General features: G+C 68.0%; 23 protein-coding genes. 10 read left to right on the forward strand and 13 right to left on the reverse strand.

Translation table 11 applies throughout. The annotated features are described in order from the left end of the window. The 10 genes from ELR45_RS24460 to ELR45_RS38935 form a co-directional block, all read left to right on the forward strand. On the forward strand, positions 1-663 hold a 663-nt coding region (locus ELR45_RS24460; RefSeq protein ID WP_165368073.1), incomplete at its 5' end, for an ABC transporter permease. A gap of 12 nt (positions 664-675) precedes the next feature. After that, on the forward strand, positions 676-1,656 hold the full coding sequence (locus ELR45_RS24465) for an isopenicillin N synthase family dioxygenase (protein ID WP_129668686.1): 981 nt from the start codon (positions 676-678) through the stop codon (positions 1,654-1,656). Positions 1,657-1,661: 5 nt separating this feature from the next. Further along, complete coding sequence (locus tag ELR45_RS24470) at positions 1,662-2,294, forward strand: nucleoside deaminase (RefSeq protein WP_205857187.1); 633 nt, start codon at positions 1,662-1,664, stop codon at positions 2,292-2,294. Positions 2,295-2,363: 69 nt separating this feature from the next. Beyond that, on the forward strand, positions 2,364-3,260 hold the full coding sequence (locus ELR45_RS24475; RefSeq protein WP_129668687.1) for an FAD binding domain-containing protein: 897 nt from the start codon (positions 2,364-2,366) through the stop codon (positions 3,258-3,260). A gap of 119 nt (positions 3,261-3,379) precedes the next feature. Beyond that, complete coding sequence (locus tag ELR45_RS24480; RefSeq protein ID WP_420813947.1) at positions 3,380-6,109, forward strand: molybdopterin-dependent oxidoreductase; 2,730 nt, start codon at positions 3,380-3,382, stop codon at positions 6,107-6,109. Positions 6,110-6,306: 197 nt separating this feature from the next. After that, entirely contained in the window at positions 6,307-7,053 is a 747-nt protein-coding gene (locus ELR45_RS24485; protein WP_205857188.1) for an SDR family NAD(P)-dependent oxidoreductase, read from the forward strand. A 94-nt stretch (positions 7,054-7,147) separates the two neighbouring features. Next, on the forward strand, positions 7,148-7,645 hold the full coding sequence (locus ELR45_RS24490; protein WP_129668689.1) for a 2,4'-dihydroxyacetophenone dioxygenase family protein: 498 nt from the start codon (positions 7,148-7,150) through the stop codon (positions 7,643-7,645). A gap of 200 nt (positions 7,646-7,845) precedes the next feature. Continuing rightward, positions 7,846-8,823 (forward strand): LysR family transcriptional regulator, encoded by a 978-nt coding sequence (locus ELR45_RS24495; RefSeq protein ID WP_129668690.1) that lies wholly within the window; start codon positions 7,846-7,848, stop codon positions 8,821-8,823. 75 nt (positions 8,824-8,898) lie between these two features. Continuing rightward, complete coding sequence (locus ELR45_RS24500) at positions 8,899-9,132, forward strand: hypothetical protein (protein ID WP_129668691.1); 234 nt, start codon at positions 8,899-8,901, stop codon at positions 9,130-9,132. Further along, positions 9,129-9,509 (forward strand): hypothetical protein, encoded by a 381-nt coding sequence (locus tag ELR45_RS38935; protein WP_205857189.1) that lies wholly within the window; start codon positions 9,129-9,131, stop codon positions 9,507-9,509. The genes ELR45_RS24500 and ELR45_RS38935 overlap by 4 nt, the downstream gene beginning before the upstream one ends. Positions 9,510-9,528: 19 nt before the next feature. Here the strand turns inward: ELR45_RS38935 and ELR45_RS24510 are convergent, their stop codons facing one another. The 13 genes from ELR45_RS24510 to ELR45_RS24570 form a co-directional block, all read right to left on the reverse strand. Beyond that, a complete protein-coding gene (locus ELR45_RS24510; RefSeq protein WP_129668792.1) occupies positions 9,529-10,428 on the reverse strand; it encodes a tyrosine recombinase XerC in 900 nt (299 codons plus the stop codon). Between the two features lie 157 nt (positions 10,429-10,585). Then, on the reverse strand, positions 10,586-10,906 hold the full coding sequence (locus ELR45_RS24515; RefSeq protein ID WP_129668692.1) for a helix-turn-helix transcriptional regulator: 321 nt from the start codon (positions 10,904-10,906) through the stop codon (positions 10,586-10,588). 3 nt (positions 10,907-10,909) lie between these two features. Next, entirely contained in the window at positions 10,910-11,317 is a 408-nt protein-coding gene (locus ELR45_RS42925) for a type II toxin-antitoxin system RelE/ParE family toxin (protein WP_129668693.1), read from the reverse strand. Continuing rightward, positions 11,286-12,437: a DNA-processing protein DprA gene (gene dprA / locus ELR45_RS24525; RefSeq protein ID WP_129668694.1), complete on the reverse strand. Its 1,152-nt coding sequence runs from the start codon at positions 12,435-12,437 to the stop codon at positions 11,286-11,288. The genes ELR45_RS42925 and dprA overlap by 32 nt, the downstream gene beginning before the upstream one ends. Continuing rightward, positions 12,434-13,966, reverse strand: coding sequence for a YifB family Mg chelatase-like AAA ATPase (locus ELR45_RS24530; protein ID WP_129668695.1), 1,533 nt, complete (start codon positions 13,964-13,966; stop codon positions 12,434-12,436). Before ELR45_RS24530 ends, dprA begins: the two co-directional genes overlap by 4 nt. After that, positions 13,966-14,322, reverse strand: a complete 357-nt coding sequence (locus ELR45_RS24535; RefSeq protein WP_129668696.1) for a YraN family protein — start codon at positions 14,320-14,322, stop codon at positions 13,966-13,968. The genes ELR45_RS24530 and ELR45_RS24535 overlap by 1 nt, the downstream gene beginning before the upstream one ends. A 279-nt stretch (positions 14,323-14,601) precedes the next feature. Then, positions 14,602-14,916 (reverse strand): DUF2469 domain-containing protein, encoded by a 315-nt coding sequence (locus tag ELR45_RS24540; protein WP_129668697.1) that lies wholly within the window; start codon positions 14,914-14,916, stop codon positions 14,602-14,604. Continuing rightward, positions 14,906-15,742 carry a ribonuclease HII gene (locus ELR45_RS24545; protein WP_129668698.1) on the reverse strand — a complete coding sequence of 279 codons (837 nt, stop codon included), beginning with the start codon at positions 15,740-15,742 and terminating at the stop codon, positions 14,906-14,908. The genes ELR45_RS24540 and ELR45_RS24545 overlap by 11 nt, the downstream gene beginning before the upstream one ends. A gap of 17 nt (positions 15,743-15,759) precedes the next feature. Then, on the reverse strand, positions 15,760-16,473 hold the full coding sequence (lepB, locus tag ELR45_RS24550) for a signal peptidase I (protein WP_165368075.1): 714 nt from the start codon (positions 16,471-16,473) through the stop codon (positions 15,760-15,762). A 21-nt stretch (positions 16,474-16,494) separates the two neighbouring features. Beyond that, positions 16,495-16,845, reverse strand: coding sequence for a 50S ribosomal protein L19 (gene rplS / locus ELR45_RS24555; protein WP_129668700.1), 351 nt, complete (start codon positions 16,843-16,845; stop codon positions 16,495-16,497). Between the two features lie 156 nt (positions 16,846-17,001). Further along, positions 17,002-17,745 (reverse strand): tRNA (guanosine(37)-N1)-methyltransferase TrmD, encoded by a 744-nt coding sequence (gene trmD / locus ELR45_RS24560; RefSeq protein ID WP_129668793.1) that lies wholly within the window; start codon positions 17,743-17,745, stop codon positions 17,002-17,004. Positions 17,746-17,761: 16 nt separating this feature from the next. Continuing rightward, entirely contained in the window at positions 17,762-18,424 is a 663-nt protein-coding gene (gene rimM, locus ELR45_RS24565; protein ID WP_240760108.1) for a ribosome maturation factor RimM, read from the reverse strand. A gap of 63 nt (positions 18,425-18,487) precedes the next feature. Then, positions 18,488-18,724: an RNA-binding protein gene (locus ELR45_RS24570; protein ID WP_129668701.1), complete on the reverse strand. Its 237-nt coding sequence runs from the start codon at positions 18,722-18,724 to the stop codon at positions 18,488-18,490. Between the last annotated feature and the right edge of the window lie 158 nt (positions 18,725-18,882).

An 18,882-nucleotide genomic window follows, 5' to 3' on the forward strand; every position in this document is an offset into this window, starting at 1 on the left:
ACCGTGATCGGCGCGCTGTGCGGCGTCGTGCTGGCCTGGCTGATGGTCGTCGTACGGACCAACCAGATCGTGACCGGCCTCGCGTTCACGCTGCTGGCCGGTGCGGCGACGACGTACGTGTTCGAACAGTCCTACTCGCTCGGTACGGTTCCGCCGAGAATAGCCAGCCTGTCCCTGGCTCCGCTGCTGGCCGTCGCAGGCGCGGCGCTCCTTCTGGTCTGGTTCGTGCTGGAGCGCACGACGGCCGGGCTTACGCTCACCGCGGTCGGCGAGGACCCGGTCTCCGTCGACGCGCTGGGAACCCGTGTCAATCCGGTCCGCGTCGCGGCGACGACGGCCGGGAACGCGCTGGCGGGACTGGCCGGAGCGTTGCTGGTCTGCGGTCCGCTGGGATTGTTCGTGCAGAACGTCACCGCTGGGCGGGGCTGGATCGCCTTGGCGCTGGTCGTCTTCGCACGTTGGCGGCCGGTCCGGGTGGTCTTCGGCGCGCTGCTGTTCGGCCTGTGCGACGCCGTCCGGCTGAGGCTGCAGGGCACGGACACGTCGATCCCGTACGAGCTGTTCGTCGCCCTGCCCTACCTCGTCACTCTGCTCGCACTCACCGTCCGCGCGCGAGACAGCAGGACCCCACGGGCGCTCACCGTGCCGTTCGCCCGGAACTGATTGGAGACATTCATGACAGACACGCTGCCGACCATCGACGTCAGCTGCTTCGCCGACGACGCCGGCCCGAGCCTGGAGCAGGACGCCGTCGCTCGGCTCATCGACGAGACATGTCGCGATACCGGGTTCTTCCTGGTCACCGGGCACGGCATCGATCCCTCCGTCAAGAACGAGATGCTGCGGGCGATGGCCGCGTTCTTCGCCGAGCCGGAGGAGACGAAGGAGGCGATATCGATCGCCACGTCGCCGTGCCATCGCGGTTACGTCGGAATCGCCAAGGAGGCCCTCGACGACGAGCTGGGCGACCTCAAGGAAACGCTCGACACCGGGGCCGAGCAGGGGCCGGACCACCCCGAGGTGGTCGCCGGCACGCCGATGCACGGCTCGAACCAGCTGCCGTCGACCCCGGGCTTCGCCGACGCCTGGGAGGCCTACTTCAGCCAGGCGGTGCGCGCCGCGGAACGCATGCAGCGCGCCATCGCCCACGCGCTCGGCATGCCGGACGACCATCTGTTGACCATGCCCGGCGGCGACGTCATGTACCACCTGCGGTTCATCCACTACCCGGCGCAGGAGACGACCGTACCCGTCGACGGCCAGCTCGGCTGCGGCACCCACACCGACTACGGCTCGGTCACGCTGCTCGCCGAGGACGGCGTCGGCGGCCTGCAAGTGAGGAAGCGGGACGGCAGCTGGATCGATGTCCAGGCGCCCGAAGGCACGCTGGTGGTGAACATCGGCGATCTGATGGCGATCTGGACGAACGACCGCTGGACCTCCAACCCACACCGCGTGATCAATCCGCCCCAGACGGACCGGTACTCGATCCCGTTGTTCGTGACGCCCCCGTTCAACGCGGAGATCGCCGCGCTGCCGACGTGCGTGCCGGCGGGAGAGGAGCCCCGATACCTGCCCCAGCGCTCCGGCGAGTACCTGATGTCCAGGATCGACGCGACGCACAGCTACCGCAACCCGCTGCTGGAGATGAGCTGATCGGCGTGGAGGCGACGCGGATACCCACCCGCTACGGTGCCGAGCTGCCCGAGTGGGTGCTCGAGGAGCTGGCCGACGTGCCCGAGTGTCTGCCCACGGTCGAGCACCGGATGCGTCTGGTCCATCGGCTGGCGGGACGCAACTACCACGAGGGGACCGGCGGCCCGTTTGCCGCGATCGTCGTGGAGGAGGAGTCCGGTGCGGTCGTGTCGGCCGGTGTGAACCTCGTCTTGGCATCCGGCCTGTCCGCGGCGCACGCTGAGGTGGTGGCACTGTCGCTGGCGCAGACCCGATGCGGCGCGTGGGACCTCGGCGGTCCCGGCCAACCTGTCCATGAGCTCGTGGTGAACTGGCGGCCATGCGTCCAGTGCTACGGCGCTGTCCTGTGGTCGGGCGTGCGACGGCTGGTGATCGCGGGTGAAGGCGAAGAGCTGGAACGGCTCACCGGGTTCGACGAGGGTCCGTTGGGAGAGGACTGGGCCGAGCAACTGGAGGCTCGTGGGATCACCGTTCAGCGCAACGTCCTCCGCGATGACGCCGTGCGCATCTTCGGCCGCTACGGAGATTCCGTGAGCCAAGGCGGTGTCACCGTCTACAACGCCCGTGGTGCATATACGGCCCGGCACGCGGCGACCTGAGTCGGACGATCCCGTTGTCCGGGCGTCTTCGATGTCCCGGACGGATCTAGAGCAATCGAGGTGGTGCCGGTGGACCAGTCGACCGTCCGCGACTTTCTCCGCCTGGCTGAGCGCCCCGCGCCGTCGCTATGGCGGGGCGGGGACGCGGTCGTGGCGGGCGGGACGTGGCTGATGTCCGAGCCGCAGCCTGGCGTCCGCCGGCTCGTCGACATCACCGGCCTCGGATGGCCGTCGCTGGTGATCACCGACGACGGACTGGAGATCGCGGCGACCTGCACGATCGCGGATCTTGCCGCGGCCGCCGGCGATCCGGCGCCGCTGTTGCGAGGGGACGGCCGGACGGATCCGGGATCTCCCGTCGGCGCCGGCGTCGAGCTTCCCGACACCTGGACGGTCGCACCGTTGGTCCGCCGGTGCGCCGACTCCCTCGTGGCCTCGTTCAAGATCTGGCATCTCGCTACCGTGGGTGGCAACGTGTGCCTCGGGCTCCCGGCCGGCTCGATGATCTCGCTGCTGACCGCGCTCGACGCAACGGCGCTGGTGTGGCGGGCCGACGGTGCCGAGGAACGGATGCCCGTGGCCGACCTGGTGACCGGCCCGGGCCGCACCGCGCTGGGACCGGCCGACCTACTGCGCTCGTTCACCATCGGCGCCACCGCGCTCACGTCACGGACGGCTTTCGCCCGCATGTCGCTGTCGGCGCGTGGGAGATCCGCGGCGATCGTCATCGCCCGGCAGGACCACGACGGATCGGTCACCGTCTCCATCACGGCAGCGACCAATCGCCCGTACGTCCTGACGTTCACCGAACCGCCGCCGCCTCAGCGGTACGTCGAGACGGCAGCACACGTGATCGGCGATGACTACACCGACGACGTCCACGGCGCGCCCGACTGGCGACGGCACCTGGTCCGTGTCCTGGGCGTCGAGGTCCTGACCGCGCTCACCCGGAAGGGGCCGGCATGACGGACCAGCTACCGCGTCAGGAGACGGATCAACTGCGAGCTCCGGAGAGCAGCGACGGCGCCCGGCACGTGACGCCGGAGAAGGAACCGTCGTCAGGCGGGTCCGCCTCCCGGACAACGATCTCGCTTCGGGTCAACGACAAGGTACTCACCACCGACGCCGCTCCGGGTCAATGCCTGCGGACCTATCTGCGGGAGACCGGCCACGTCGATGTGAAGATGGGCTGCGACGCGGGCGACTGCGGAGCGTGCACAGTCCTGGTAGACGACGTCCCTGTGCATTCGTGCCTCTATCCTGCGGCCCGGGCGGACGGCCGTCACGTGACTACGCTGGCAGGCCTCTCCCCTGGTGACGCGTTGCATCCGGGGGCAGAGGCGTTCCTCGAAGCGCAGGGGTTCCAGTGCGGCTTCTGCACCGCCGGAATGGTGGTCACGGCCAGCTGTCTGCGCCGGAGCCCGCAACCTGCCGACGATGACGCACACACCGACCGTCTGCTGAAAGGCAACCTGTGCCGATGCACCGGCTATCGGTCCGTCCGCGATGCGTTGGCAGGCCGCGCCAACGTCGAACCGCCCGGTACGTCCGCGGACATGCCGGCGGTCGGCCGCAGCATCGCCGCCCCAGCGGGCCGGCGCATCGTCACCGGGACGGAGCGGTTCACACTGGACGAGGTCCAGCCCGGCACGCTGCACGCCGCGATCTTGCGCTCTCCGCATGCCCACGCCGTCATCAACTCCGTCGATACCTCCGCCGCGGAGGCGATGGACGGCGTCGAGCTCGTGCTGACCTACCGGGACGTGCCGCACGTGGCCTACTCCACGGCACGGCACCACAACCGGACGGACGACCCTCGCGACACCTACATCCTCGCCCGGGTTGTCCGCCACGTCGGGCAGCGGGTAGCCGTCGTCGTCGCGGACAGCGTCGCCACCGCCCGGGCAGCCTGCGAGCTGATCGAGATCGACTGGGACGTCCGGCCCGCACTGGTGGATCCGGAGCGGGCGCGCGATCCGGACGTCCCGCTGGTCCACGGGGACAAGGGACCCGACTCCGGGATCGCCGACCCCGCGCGCAACGTCGTCGCGGAGATCTCCTCCCACATCGGCGACATCGACACCGGCATGGCCGGGGCAGCCGCCGTGTACGAGGGCACCTTCCACTCGCCCCGGATCCAGGCGACGCACCTGGAGACGCACTGCGCCGTCGGCCGGCTCAACGACGACGGCCGGCTGGTCATCCGCACCAGCTCGCAGGTGCCCTTCCTGGTCCGGGACGAGCTGTGCGTCCTGTTGGGGCTGCCCCGAGAGCGGATCGAGGTGGTCACCGGTCGCGTCGGGGGCGGCTTCGGGGCGAAGCAGGAGCTGCTGGTCGAAGACGTCGTCGCGCTCGCCGTGCTCCGCACCGGGCGTCCGGTCCAGCTCGAGCTGACCCGTTCCGAGCAGTTCGCCGCCACCCCGAGCCGGCATCCGATGCGGGTCACGGTCAAGGCTGGGGCTGACCGGGACGGCCGGCTCACCGCCCTGGGCATCGATGTCCTCTCCAACACCGGTGCCTACGGCAACCACGGGCCCGGTGTGCTCTTCCACGGCTGCAACGAGTCGATGGCGATGTACCGCTGCCCCCACAAGGCCGTCGACGCCGCGGCTGTCTACACCCACACGCTGCCAGGCGGCGCCTTCCGTGGGTACGGCCTGGGTCAGGTCTTCTTCGCCATCGAGTCCGCGATCGACGAGCTCGCGAGGAAGCTCGAGATCGATCCGTTCACGATGCGGGCTCGGAACCTGATCCAGCCTGGCGACCCCATGGTCGCCTACTCCCTCGACCCGGACGATGTCGAGTACGGTAGCCACGGCGCGGGGGAATGCCTCGATCTGGTCCGCGCGGCGCTGCTCGCCGGGGGCGACGAACCGCCCACGGGTGAGGAGTGGAGCACCGGCTCCGGTGTTGCGATGGCGATGATCGACACCATCCCACCCCGCGGGCACCGCGGAGAAGCGGCCATCGAGCTGTTGCCCGATGGGACGTATCTGCTCAGTACCGGCACCGCCGAGTTCGGCAGCGGATCGACCACCACACATGTGCAGCTGGCGGCGACCTTGCTCGACACTTCGACCGGCGGGGTGACGCTGCGCACCGGTGGTACGGGCGCGGTGGGCCACGACACAGGCGCCTTCGGCTCGACCGGCATCGTGGTTGCCGGTAGGGCCGTCGTCCGAGCGGCAGAGCAGTTACGTGGAGCGCTGCTCGAGGCGGCCGCCGCCGAACTGGGTGTGGAACCGGCGGAGTGCACGCTGACCAGCGACGCCGTGGTCGCCGCTGGCTGCAGCATCAGGCTCGCCGAGCTGGCCGCCTGCACCGGCGCGTTGCGCGCGGTCGGCTCCGACGACGGCTCTCCCCGATCGATCGCGTTCAACGTGCAGGGCTTCGAAGTCGCCGTCAACCGGCACACCGGCGAGGTACGGATCCTCAACTCAGTGCACGCCGCCGACGCGGGTGTCGTCCTCAATCCGGAGCAGTGCCGCGGGCAGATCGAGGGCGGCGTCGCGCAGGGCATCGGGGCGGCCATGTACGAGGAGATGGTGTTGGACGACGGTGGCGCCGTCGTGACGCAGACCATCCGCGACTATCACATCCCGCAGATCGCCGATGTCCCCACGACCCAGGTCTTCTTCGCATCCACGCACGACGGCTTGGGCCCGATGGGTGCGAAGTCGATGAGCGAGTCACCGTTCAACCCGATCGCGCCCGCAATGGCGAACGCCGTCCGCGACGCCACCGGCGTCCGGCTTACGACGCTGCCGCTCTCCCGGGATCGCGTCTGGCGTGCCCTTGACGGGGACGTTAGCTAGCGGAATCCGTATAGCCGCCATTTCCCGTGCCGATGACCCTGCACAACGGCTGGGATCACCGCCACAATGAGCATGTTCGCGCAATACGCACGTTCGACGGACACGCATGTACGAATGCCATGACTGTGTCAATGCGCGAGCGGACGCGGCAGGCCCACAAGGTCGCACGGTATGCAACAACGACGGGAGGCCGTCAGATGACGGAGCAGCGGACGCCGGACGGCGTCGCCGGCCAGGCCGACACCGCCAAGCGCCGGGTGATGGTCGTCGGCGGTACCAGTGGGATCGGCGCCGCCGTCGCGCACCGCTTCGCGTCCTCGGGCGCGGATGTCACCGTCGCAGGCCTGAAGGCCGGGAACCACGACGCGTCACCGGTCGGAGTCACCACCGTTGACCTCGATCTGCGCGAGCCCAGCGCCATCGAGGAACTCGTCTCTGCCCACGGATCCCTCGATGTGCTGGTGAACTCCGCCGGCATCGTACGGCGAGACGACGAGTTCCGGCCCGAGGTGTTCGAGGACGTTCTCGCGGTCAACCTGACCGGCACCATGCGGGCGTGCGTCGCCGCTCGATCGTCACTGGCCGAGTCGTCCGGTTGTATCGTCAACGTGGCCTCAATGCTCAGCTACTTCGGCGGTCCCAGGGTGCCCGGCTACTCGGCCAGCAAGGGCGGCGTCGTGCAGCTGACCAAGTCGCTGGCGGTCGCGTGGGCGGCCGAGGGCATCCGGGTCAACGCCGTGGCGCCCGGATGGATCCGGACCGACCTGACCAGTGAGCTTCAGCAACGCCCAGCGGCCGCCGGCCAGATCATAGAGCGGACCCCTATGGGTAGATGGGGTGAGCCATCCGACGTTGCCGGCGCGGTGGAGTTCCTCGCCGGGCCGAACGCGGCTTTCATCACCGGCGTCGTCCTCCCCGTCGACGGCGGCTACCTCGCCTCCTGAGCACTCGCATGGGACGACGACCATGAACCCACGCACCGACCACAACCGACCACCCGCCCCTCACCCGAGCATCCAGCCGACCAGGGAGGACCTTATGTCCACCGCACCGCAGATCGCCGTCTCGAAGGACTATCCGGACGAGATCGCCGTCGCCGCTGAGCCCGACGACCCACGAGTCTGGGTTCCCCAGGCGCCGAATGTCTGGTTCCGGCCGCTCATGTTCAACACGGTGATCGGGCAGTGGTGCAACCTGCTCAAGGTGACCGCAGCCGGGATCGTCTCCCGTCATCGGCACCCCGGGGCCGTCTTCGGCTACGTCCTCAAGGGGCGCTGGCACTACTACGAGCACGAGTGGGTCGCCGAGACTGGCCATTTCGTCTACGAGCCGCCCGGTGAGATCCATACTCTCGCCGTGCCCGAAGACTGTACCGAGATGATCACTTTCTTCAACATCACCGGCGCCATGGTCTACCTCGACCAGGACGGGCACCAGATCGACTACGAGGACACCTTCACAAAGATCGACCGGTGCCGGGCCCACTACGAGAACGTCGGTCTCGGCTCGGACTACGTCAACCAGTTCATCCGCTAGCTTCACTGAAGCGGGCCCCCAGCTTCAGACGAGGTGCAGCCGCCATGTCCGCTGGTGTTCGTCATCGAGATCACCGGCGGGCGGCTCACCTGCAGATCTTCCCGTACCCGGCCCCACGAGGCTAGTGTTCGTGCCGTACATGACCACGGCACCGGCGGGCACGGACCTCACCGGTCACGGACGCAGCCCCGGGGGTCAGCGTGGATCTTTCCAGCGCTTACGGCTACCGGCTCGACTGGATCATCAGCTTCGTCGCGGTCGCCCGGGAAGGTGGGTTCTCCGCGGCTGCGAGGGCCCAGTTCAGGTCACAGCCGCAAGTCAGCAGCCACGTCAGCGAGTTGGAACGGGTCCTCGGCGCCAAGCTGTTCGACCGTTCCGTGCATCCAGCGACGCTGACGCCGGAGGGGCGCGCGTTACTGCCGCACGCGGAGGAGATCCTCGCCAGGCTCGACGTCTTCGCCGAGGTGGTCACCCAGACCGGTGGCGAGATACGCGGTGAGGTCCGCGTCGGCATGTACCCGAGCGCGGCGGCGTACCTGTACCCGGCGCTGGTCCGGCGGCTTCAGCGCGACACCCCTGGGGCGACGGCGGTGCTGCGCGAGGGCGACACGCTCGCACTGGAGAGTCTGCTCGTCAACGGCGATATCGACGTCGCCGTGCGCCCGGTACTCCCGCTCGTCCGCGATGACCGCATGGAACATCGACGGCTGTGGCGGGAGCCGCTGGTGGCGGTGTTTCCGGCAGGCCACCCATTGACCGTTTCGCCGGTGACTTTGGCACAGCTGGCCGAGCTCTCGTTGATCACCATCGGTGATCCGGCAGGCGGCACCCGGCAGTTCGAGACCAATCTCGCGTTCGCCGAGGCCGGTGTGCAGCCGCACATCGTTCACCAGACGAATCAACCGCAGACACTCGCCTCACTGGTGCGTGCGGGTCTTGGCATCGGAGTGACCAACATGCTGGCCATGACCACAGCCAACTGTGACGGCCTCATACTGGTCTCGATCAGCACGAGCAGCTTAGAACGGCATGTCGCCGTGTGGTGGCGCGCCGATCGCGCTCCGTCCGCTGCCACCGGCCACGTCCGCGACGTCATCGCGGGCTTGGATCCGCCGGAGCTCAGCCCGGCAGGCAGGAAGGGCGGTCTTCCGCAGACGCAAGGCTTCAATAGAGAATGACTGATGCATCTTGCTTGTGGTAGCCTGCATTTACATCAGATCGATCGACTCTGGTACTTCGATACGATTGAACGCATGAAGGTGGTCAAGATGAGCATCTCACTCGACCCGGAGCTGGATCGTGAGGTCCGCGATGCCGCTCGACGCTCGGGGCAGAGCCTCTCCGCATGGCTGTCCGACGCCGCTGCCCAATGGCTGCGTTCGCAGTCGCTCCGCGAATTCGTTGACGACTACGAACGCGAGCACGGCCCCTTCACGGAAGAAGAGCTTTCGGAGGCCCGCAAACGCCTGGGTTATGAGGATGAATGACCCGGGCAATCGTTCTCGACTCCGGTGCTCTCCTCGCCGTCGATCGGCGAGGCCGCGACCGTGTCGCCGAGCTGAAAGCTGTCGTCCGTCGCGGCGATGTCCTAGTCACACACCCCTTCGTCACTGCGCAGGTTTGGCGTGGCGGTAAGCAAGCCGAACTCGCTCGCTTCCTGAATGGCGTCGATGTCCGCACGATCGATGGCCACTTCGGGCGGAGATGTGGCGAGCTGCTCGGTAAGGCAGGTACGTCCGATCCGGTCGACGCCGCGGTCGTCCTGCTCGCGGAGGATGGCGACCGGATTCTCACCAGCGATCCCGACGACATTGAACGGCTCGTCAACACAAGCGAACGGAAGGTACGCGTGGTGCGGGTTTAGGTCGCCGATTGCCCACTTACTACGCTCGAGGGTGGGCCTGCTGATACGCCTTGCGGAGACGGTCGACAGAGACATGGGTATAGATCTGGGTGGTACCGAGCGACGCGTGCCCGAGCAGCTCTTGCACCATGCGGAGGTCGGCGCCCCCTTCGAGGACGTGGGTCGCCGCGCTGTGTCGCAACCCATGCGGCCCGAGGTCGGGAGCATCCGGCACCGCCCGCAGCCGCGCGTGCACCAGAGTCCGTACCGCACGCTGCCCGATCCGGCCACCGCGCACGCCGACGAAGAGCGCCTGGCCCGCCGACGACGCCGCCATCTCCGGTCGGCCACGTCTGACCCACTCCTCCAGCGCACGCTCGGCCGGAATCCCGTAGGGCACGCTCCGCTCCCGGCGGCCCTTGCCGAAGACCCGCACCACCCGGCGTGCCGGGTCGAGGTCGTCGAGATCGAGCCCGACCAGTTCACCGACGCGCACACCGGTCGCATACAGCGTCTCCAGGATCGCCTGGTCCCGCAACGCGACTGGATCCCCCTCGGCTGCGTCGTCCGCGACCGCGTCGAGCACCGTCCTCACGTCGTTCTGCTGCAGGACGTCGGGCAAGTCCCGCTGTACTTTGGCTGAGGCTAGCTGTGCGCCGACATCCGCATTGAGCACGCCCACCCGGTGGGCCCATGCCGTGAAGGTCCGCGCCGCCGAGGCTCGCCGGGCCAGCGTCGCGCGGGCCTTCCCTCTGGTGTGCAGTAACGCCAGCCAACTCCGGAGTGCGGCGATGTCGATCTCGCCAGGCCCGGTCCGCCCCATCCGAGTAGCGTGCTCCATCATGCCGGCGACATCGCCGACGTAGGCCCGCACGGTGTGCTCGGAGCGCCCGTGCTCCGAGATGAGATGACGAGAGAACTCCTCGAGCGCCTTGGCCATCGGGGCGGGCAGCACCTCCGGTCCTTGGTGCCGCCCAGTCGGTGACTCGGGCCGGTGTTCGGCGTCTTCCTCGCCCTGATTGGCCACACACTCACGGTCGCCCCGACCCAGGGCTGGGTCAAGCACCGCCACACCTGCACACAGGCACGGTCACGGGTCAGGCGGTTTCACGGAGGCGCACGGCCTCAGGCGTGATGTCGATGTGGAACTCGATCCCGAGCACGCGGGATATCCGTGCCAGCGTCTCCAGCGACGGCTGATGGTCGGCAGCCTCCAACCGGGCGATCGCCGGCTGGTGCATGCCGAGCGCACGAGCCAACGCTGTCTGCGACAGGCCCCGTTCCGTACGGTACTTGAGCACCTCGATAGCGACAGCGTTCGCGAACGCGGTACGTTCATGCTCGGCCCGGTACTCCGGGTTTTGCATGTCCTCGGCATGTATCTCGGCAGCGGTTCTCAACTCTGACAGCTTTGGCATCCTCTACTCCTCTCGCGTGACGGACAGTCTGACCACGGCGTTTCGCACCGCTCGATCAAAGCCGCGTGGGTCGCTCTCTGCCTCGGACCCTACAGAGGCGATGACAAATGTGTCGCCGCAACGCTTGTACAACGCGCGCCACGGACTTCGCCCGGCTCGCGGCCGCAACTCGCGCACCCCCGGACAACCTCGGACCGAGCTCGTATGCGGAAAACCCAACCCTGGCCCCATCACCTCGAGCTTCGCAACTGCATTTGCCAACGCTTGTCTCTCCGGTGGCGGAAGAAACGAGCGTTCCTGGGCAGCTTCATCCACAAATCTGACGACCCATTCTGGATTCACTATAACGCCCTTGTTATTAGACCGTCGATGCGTGGGTCTAAGCCGCGCCGGGGATGCGAACCCAACCATTGAGCACGGCGGTCACGAGGCCACCGTCGGCGAGTTTGCGCAGCGACGACTCCACGAACGCAGCTGTGTAGCCGCTCTCATGGGCGAGCTCGATCACCGTGACCGCGTCGAACGCCGGCATCCGCTCGTAGACATGCCGGGTGTCTGGGTCATACCGGTCGAGCGGGCGGTCTTCACCGACCGGCAGCGGAGCAGCGTCAACTCCCATCCGGCCGACGGCGTCCACGACGTCGTCGGCGTCGGTCACCAGGACGGCACCACGATTCCGGATCCACTCGTGGCAGCCGGTGGATTGCTCGGACGTCACCGGCCCGGGCACCATCATCACCTCGCGACCGAGCTTGGCGGCCCAGTGCGCCGTGCTCAACGCGCCGGACCGCCGCGCAGCCTCGATGACCACCGTTCCGATGGTCATCGCCGCGATGAGCCGGTTGCGCGCTATGAACCGGGAGCGCATCGGCTTCATCCCGGGCGCCAGCTCGCTGACCACGACGCCGGCCTGGGCGATGCGGGCCAGCAGCTCGCGGTGCGACGACGGGTAGTCGATATCCAGCCCGCACGCGAGCACCGCGAGAGTGGTACCGCCTATGGCCAAGGTGCCCCGGTGCGCCGCCGCGTCAATGCCGTACGCCGCTCCGGACACGACCGTCCACCCCAGGGTCACCAGGTCCGCGGCCAGGTTGCCGGCCACATTGCGCCCGTACGGCGACGCCGCACGCGACCCGACGACGGCGACCGCACGTGCACCGCAGGAGTCCAATGACCCGTCACCGCGGACCCAGAGACCGAACGGCGGCGGCACCGCTTCCGCGCCCGCATCCAGCGTGGCCGCCATCGCGCCGAAACTCTCAGGCCATTCCGCATCACCTGGACACACGAAGCGGACACCGAGCGCCGCGGCATGCTCGAGCAATGCTGCGCCGTCGACCCCCTCGGCTCTCCTCGCGAGCACGCCCTCCCGGTCGAGCTGCATGTCCCGGCGGACGATCGAACGCCACGTCGCCTCCGCGCCGGCGAGCTCGACACGCGCGGCCACCCTGCCCGCCGCGGGTTCGACTACGGCTGACAGGGCCGCCCGGGCCGCCCGATCCTGCGCCCTGGAGCGGTCCAACTCACTCACGACCTGTCTCCCAGCCTCAGGTTCACGGCCGCCACGACATCATCAGAGCAGGGCTCGTCGTGCCCGGCCAGATCGGCCACCGTCCACGCCAGCCGCAGGATGCGGTCGACACCTCGAGCCGTCACGGCCCCCTGTCGCAGCTTCTCGTACGCGGGAGCCGTCACCTCCGCCGAGATGGGAAACTCACGACGCAAGAACGTCACCGGGACCTCACCGTTGACCCGCCACGGGGTTCCCGCTAGTCGGCGGGCCTGCCGGTCACGGGCCATCTCGACGCGGCCGGCGACCGCCTTCGTCGTCTCCGCCGTCTGCAGCCTCAGATCCACGTCCGCCATCGACGGCGGCAAGACGTGCTGGACGATGTCGATCCGGTCCCGGACCGGGCCGGAGACCCGATGCTGGTAGCGCCGGACTGCGTAAGGGGTGCACTCGCACTCCCGGTAACGGCTGCCGTGATGACCGCACTCGCATGGGTTCTGTGCCAGCACCAGCAGGAACGAGGCCGGGAACAAGGCGGTGGTCGCAGCGCGGGAGATGACGATCTTGCCGTTCTCCAGCGGCTCGCGCAGAGACTCGATCACCTGCCGGCCGAACTCCGGCGCCTCGTCCAGCAGCAACACCCCGCGATGGGCCAAACTCACCGCGCCGGGCCGGACGATCCGAGCACCGCCGCCGATGATCGACACCGTAGAGGCCGAATGGTGCGGATCGGAGAACGGAGGGCGCACCACCAGCGGGCGATCCGGCGGCAGCACGCCGGCGACCGAATGAATGGCGGTGACCTCCAGCGACTCCTCGGTGGTGAGGTCTGGCAACAGCCCGGGAAGCCGCCTCGCCAGCATCGTCTTCCCCGCACCCGGCGACCCTTCGAGCAGGAGATGGTGGTGCCCCGCTGCCGCGACCTCGACGGCTTTCTTCACCTCCTCCTGTCCGGCCACGTCCGCCAGATCCAGACCGGGATCCTGGGGCAGCGTCTCCGGGAGGGCCATCGGCTCATCGGGCGGCTCATCGGGCATGTCAGTGCCGCGCATGAAGGCGAGCACCTGCCGTAGCGAGCGGGCCCCGAGTACGTGCATACCCGGCACCTGGCTGGCCTCCCCCGCGTTCCGCTCGGGGACGACGACGCGCCGCACACCGGCCTTCGACGCGGCAAGCACCGCCGGCAGCACCCCGGGCACGGCACGCAGCCGGCCGTCCAGCGCAAGCTCACCGATGAAGACGGTGTCCGCCGCGCACGACTCGGGCAGTTCCTCCGCGGCGCTGAGAATCGCAACCGCGACCCCTAGGTCGAAGTGGCTGCCCCGCTTGGGCAGCGCGGCCGGCGACAGGCTCGCGGTGATCTTCTGCAGCGGCCAGCGCTCCTCGCTGGAGAGAACCGCCGCCCGGACTCGATCCCTCGCCTCGTAGAGCGAGGCATCCGGCAGGCCCACCAAGGTGAATCCCGGCATGCCTCCGATGTGCACGTCGATGTCGACCACCGTTCCGTGCACACCCACCAGCGCGACGCTGCGGCATCTTCCGAGCCGCATCAGAAGGCCCCCTTGACGTGCTCGATGAGCGGCGAGCCCTGTTGTCCGCGATGGACCGCGACGACGTCGACCCGGACCGTTGCACCCTCGAAGCCGTTCGCATTCCGCCAGGCGAGAGCGAGCCGCCGCAATCTGGCGCCCTTCTCTCGCGTCACCGCCTCAAGGCCCGAGCCGTACCCGAAGCCGCTGCGGGTCTTCACCTCACAGACGACGACAATGTCGCCGTCCAACGCCACGATGTCGATCTCCCCGGCGGCACACCGCCAGTTCCTGGCGATGACCACGAGGCCGTTCTCTTCCAAGTGCTCAACGGCGACATCCTCGCCGTACGCACCGACGCCGTCCTTGACTCGCACCGGCAACACCTCCGGATACGAGCCTGCACTTCATCCCGACAACAGGGAAGAGACGACGATCGATTGTGGAAAACTCAGTTGAGATCCGCTTTCGTCCATCCGCCTGTGGACGAGTACGGCACAGCACGATGACCTACGCAACATACCCGCGTGCGCGCTGGACAGTGCAATGGAGTGCGAGGCACGGAAGGGCGATTCAACCCACACGCACGACGGCATGAGCAGGTGGGCTGGTCAAAGCTCTGCGAGAAGGCGGCCCGCCGGGGACGACGTACGTCGTCAGGAGTCGGTCTTCGGGATCTCCAGATCGCTCTTCGCGAGCTCCTCGACGTTCACGTCCTTGAAGGTCACCACTTTGACGTTCTTGACGAACCTCGCCGGGCGGTACATGTCCCACACCCAGGCATCGCTCATGGTCACCTCGAAGTAGACCTCCGCGCCCTCGCCACGCACCTGGAGGTCGACGTTGTTGGTCAGGTAGAACCGCCGTTCGGTCTCGACGACATACGAGAACAGGCTGACCACGTCTCGGTACTCGCGGTAGAGCGAGAGCTCCATGTCGGCCTCGTACTTCTCAAGGTCCTCAGCGCTCATCGTCAAGCTCCTTCTTCCTAAGGTCGGGCGCGGTGGGAAACGCCTGACTCGCAGCCACCGTGTCCCGACTGCCGTCCTTGTCGTCGCCGACCGGGCCAGCCGGTTCGCTCTGCTGACCGGCGATGGGTAAGACGTTCTCATCATCGATTGCGGCGGGTACCCGCTCCCCTTCGGGCGTCACGCGCGCGACGTTCGCGTATGAGCGACGATGCACGGGACTCGCGCCGATTTGCTCCAGCGCATCCTGGTGATCACCGGTCACGTAGCCCTTGTGCTCATCCAGGCCGTAGCCCGGCCACCGCTCGTTCAACTCGACCATGATCCGGTCCCGGGTGACCTTCGCGATCACCGATGCCGCAGCGATGCACGCCGCGACCTGATCGCCTTTCCACATGGCCAGTCCTGGCACCCCGAGCCCGGCCACCGGAAAGCCGTCGGTGAGCACATAAGCCGGTGCCACCTCCAGCCGCGCCAGGGCCCGGCGCATCGCCTCGATGTTGCACCGATGCAGGCCCACCTGGTCGATCTCGCTCGGCTCGATCACCACGACCGACCACGCCAGCGCGCGCTTCACCACCTCGTCGTAGGCACGCTCGCGCGCCGCGGGCGTGAGAAGCTTCGAGTCCGCAAGCCCGGGTACCTGTCCGCGTTTGCTGTCCTTGAGTACTGCCGCACCGACCACAAGGGGACCGGCGCACGCGCCGCGACCAGCCTCGTCGGCGCCGGCGACGGGGGCGAAGCCCGCGCGCGCCAGACCGCGTTCGTAGGCGTACAGGCCCGCGTCCCGGCGGAGAAGTACACGAGGCCTATCGATGAGGACGGTCATGACCCTGTCCAGCTTACTTACTCGGGCGGGGGCACGTCGTCGAATGTGTCGCCCGCGCCGACTCCGGACCAGCGGGAGAACGGCCACACCACAGCGAACGCTTTTCCGACGACCAGGTCCTCGGAGAACGAACCGTGGAAACGCGAGTCGCCCGAATTCGAGCGATGATCGCCCATGACGAACAGCTCGCCCTCCGGCACCGTCTCGGTGAACTCACGCTGCGCCGGCTCGTCGCCCGGGAAAAGGTAGCCGGACTCCTCGATCGCCACACCGTTGATCGTGAGGTAGCCGTCCTCGTCGCAACACTCCACGGTGTCGCCCCCGACACCGATGACCCGCTTGATCAGATGGCCCTCGGAGTCGTCCGGCAGGATACCGACGAACTGGAAGAAGCTCTTGATGCCTCCCCCGACGCCGTCCTCGCTCTCCGGTTGCGCCCCAAGCCAGTTGTTCGGGTCCTCGAAGACGACCACGTCACCCCGTTCGACGTCTCCGAACCGCATGCTGATCTTGGAGACCATCACGCGGTCACCGACGAGGAGGGTGTCCTGCATCGACTCCGAAGGGATCAGGAACGCCTGTACGAGGAAGATCCTGACGACCGTCGCGATGATGAGCGACAACGCGACGACGATCGCCGTCTCCTTGAGGAGCGCCACCCACCGGGGGCGTGCCGGTTTCGGGTCCTCGGATTCCTCCTGACCACCCGGCGGCACGCCGTCTTCGATCACGCCCACTCCTTGCGGCGGCGGTCAGGCGGTTTCGCGCTTCTCGCGAATCCTCGCGGCCTTACCCCGCAGATGGCGCAGGTAGTACAGCTTGGCCCGCCGGACGTCACCGCGGGTCACGACCTCGATCTTCTCGATGATCGGAGTGTGCACCGGGAACGTCCGCTCGACTCCGACGCCGAAGCTGATCTTGCGGACGGTGAACGTCTCACGGATACCGTCGCCCTGGCGGCGGATGACGACACCCTGGAAGACCTGGACCCGCGAGCGGCTACCTTCGACCACCCTGACGTGGACCTTCAGCGTGTCCCCGGCGCGAAAGGCGGGAACGTCGTCGCGGAGTTGCGCGGCGTCTACAACGTCAAGCGTGTGCATGTGTATGTTCGCTTCCTTGCAGGTGCCACGGGCCACCCACAGTATGTGGAGAGTTTCTATGGGTCCCGGCGTTCGCTTTGGCGCTCCCCCCGTGGCAGGGGCTACCAGCATGCCGGGCACGGACGTCTAAGTCTGCCACAGGTATCACCGTCAGTGTTAATCGTCCAGCACGCCACGGTCGTGATCGTCGAGCGTGCCGGGGTCCAGCTTGGCGATCAAGTCCGGACGCCGCCGCGTGGTCAGCCGCAATGCCTGGTCACGACGCCAACGGGCCACGCGCGCGTGATGCCCGGAGAGCAGCACCTCTGGGACGTCACGCCCCCGCCACGACGGCGGCTTGGTGTAGACGGGGTACTCCAGCAGACCGTCCTCACCGTGCGACTCCTCCCGCAGCGACTCGGGATTGCCGACGACGCCCGGCAGCAACCTGACGACCGCTTCGATGACCACCAGCGCGGCGACTTCGCCGCCGTTCAGTACGTAGTCGCCGATCGACACCTCGCTCACTCGCATCTGGGTGCCGGCCTCCTCCACCACGCGAGCGTCGATTCCTTCGTACCGGCCGCAGGCAAAGACCAACCATGGCTCGGCGGCCAGTTCGCCGGCCGTGCGCTGGGTGAACAGCTCACCCGCCGGTGTAGGGACGATCAGGTGTGGCACCTCGTCGGCACGCGCACCGGTGACGTCGTCCAGCGCGGCTCCCCAGACGTCCGGCTTCATCACCATTCCGGCGCCACCGCCATAAGGGGTGTCGTCCACGGTCCGGTGCCGATCAGTCGCCCAGTCCCGCAGGTCATGGATGCCCACGTCCAGCAGGCCGGCCTCCCTCGCCTTGCCGGCCAGCGACAGGTCCAGCGGCGCTAGGTAGTCCGGGAAGATCGTGACGACGTCGATCCTCATCCTGCTGTCTCCGAGCTCATTCGCCCGCTCGATCGGAACGCTCACGGTTCGCCGCCGACGCGGAATCCCCCGGCTGGTCGAGCTCGAGCAGGCCGGGAGGCGGCTCGACGACGACGCGCCCGGCCTCCAGGTCGACCTCCGGAACGATCTGCGCGACGAACGGCACCATCACGTCGCCACCCTCCGGACGCCGCACGATGAGAACATCCTGGTTCGGCCCGTGCACGACGTCGGCCACCGTACCGACCTCGACGTCATCAGCTGTCACCATCCGCAGTCCGACGAGCTGGTGGTCGAAGTACTCGTCGGGGTCGGACGGCCGTTCTTCGTCCTCGACCTCAACCTGGAGGAGCGAGCCGCGCAGTTCCTCCGCCGTGTTGCGGTCTGGTACTTCGTCGAACTGGATCAGCAGTCCGCCCTTGTGCCATCGCGTCCGCGATACCGTCAACGCCGCGGGAGCAGTCCGCGACACAGCGCCGCCTCTTTCCCCACGCCGTGACGGTGCCGAGGTCACCGTCGCGCTACGAGAGTCCGCGACGTGCAATACGGCACCGACAGCAAACCGTTCCTCAGGCACGTCGGTCCGCACCTCTACGGCGATCTCGCCCCGGACGCCATGCGCCCGGCCGATCCGCCCGACCGTGACCAACACCGTCCCGTCCCTCCTGTGGCCACTCATGCGAAGAGCCTGCGCCAGGGTCTCCCTGATGCTGGCGCAGGCTCCTCGTCTCGTGGCGCCGGCTTACCGCTCGTCGACGTCGACGAAGTCGATTCGCACGCTTTCGTCGGCGAGAGCGCCGACGACCGTGCGGAACGCGGTGGCCGTGCGTCCGCCTCGGCCGATGACCTTTCCGAGGTCATCGGGATGCACATGCACCTCCAGCAGCCGGCCACGCCGTTGCTGCCGGGAACGGACCGTGACGTCGTCCGGATGCTCGACGACGCCGGTGACCAGATGTTCCAATGCCTGAGCGAGCATCCGCTAAGCCTTGTCGGCCGTGGACTCGGTCGCAGCCTCGTCGGCCTTCGCGTCCTCCGCCTTAGCCTCGCCGGCCTTCGCGTCCTCCGCCTTAGCCTCGTCGGCCTTCGCGCTCTCCGCCTTAGCCTCGTCGGCCTTCGCGCTCTCCGCCTTAGCCT

Source organism: Phytoactinopolyspora endophytica, assembly GCF_004138495.1.
Lineage (GTDB): Bacteria > Actinomycetota > Actinomycetes > Jiangellales > Jiangellaceae > Phytoactinopolyspora > Phytoactinopolyspora endophytica.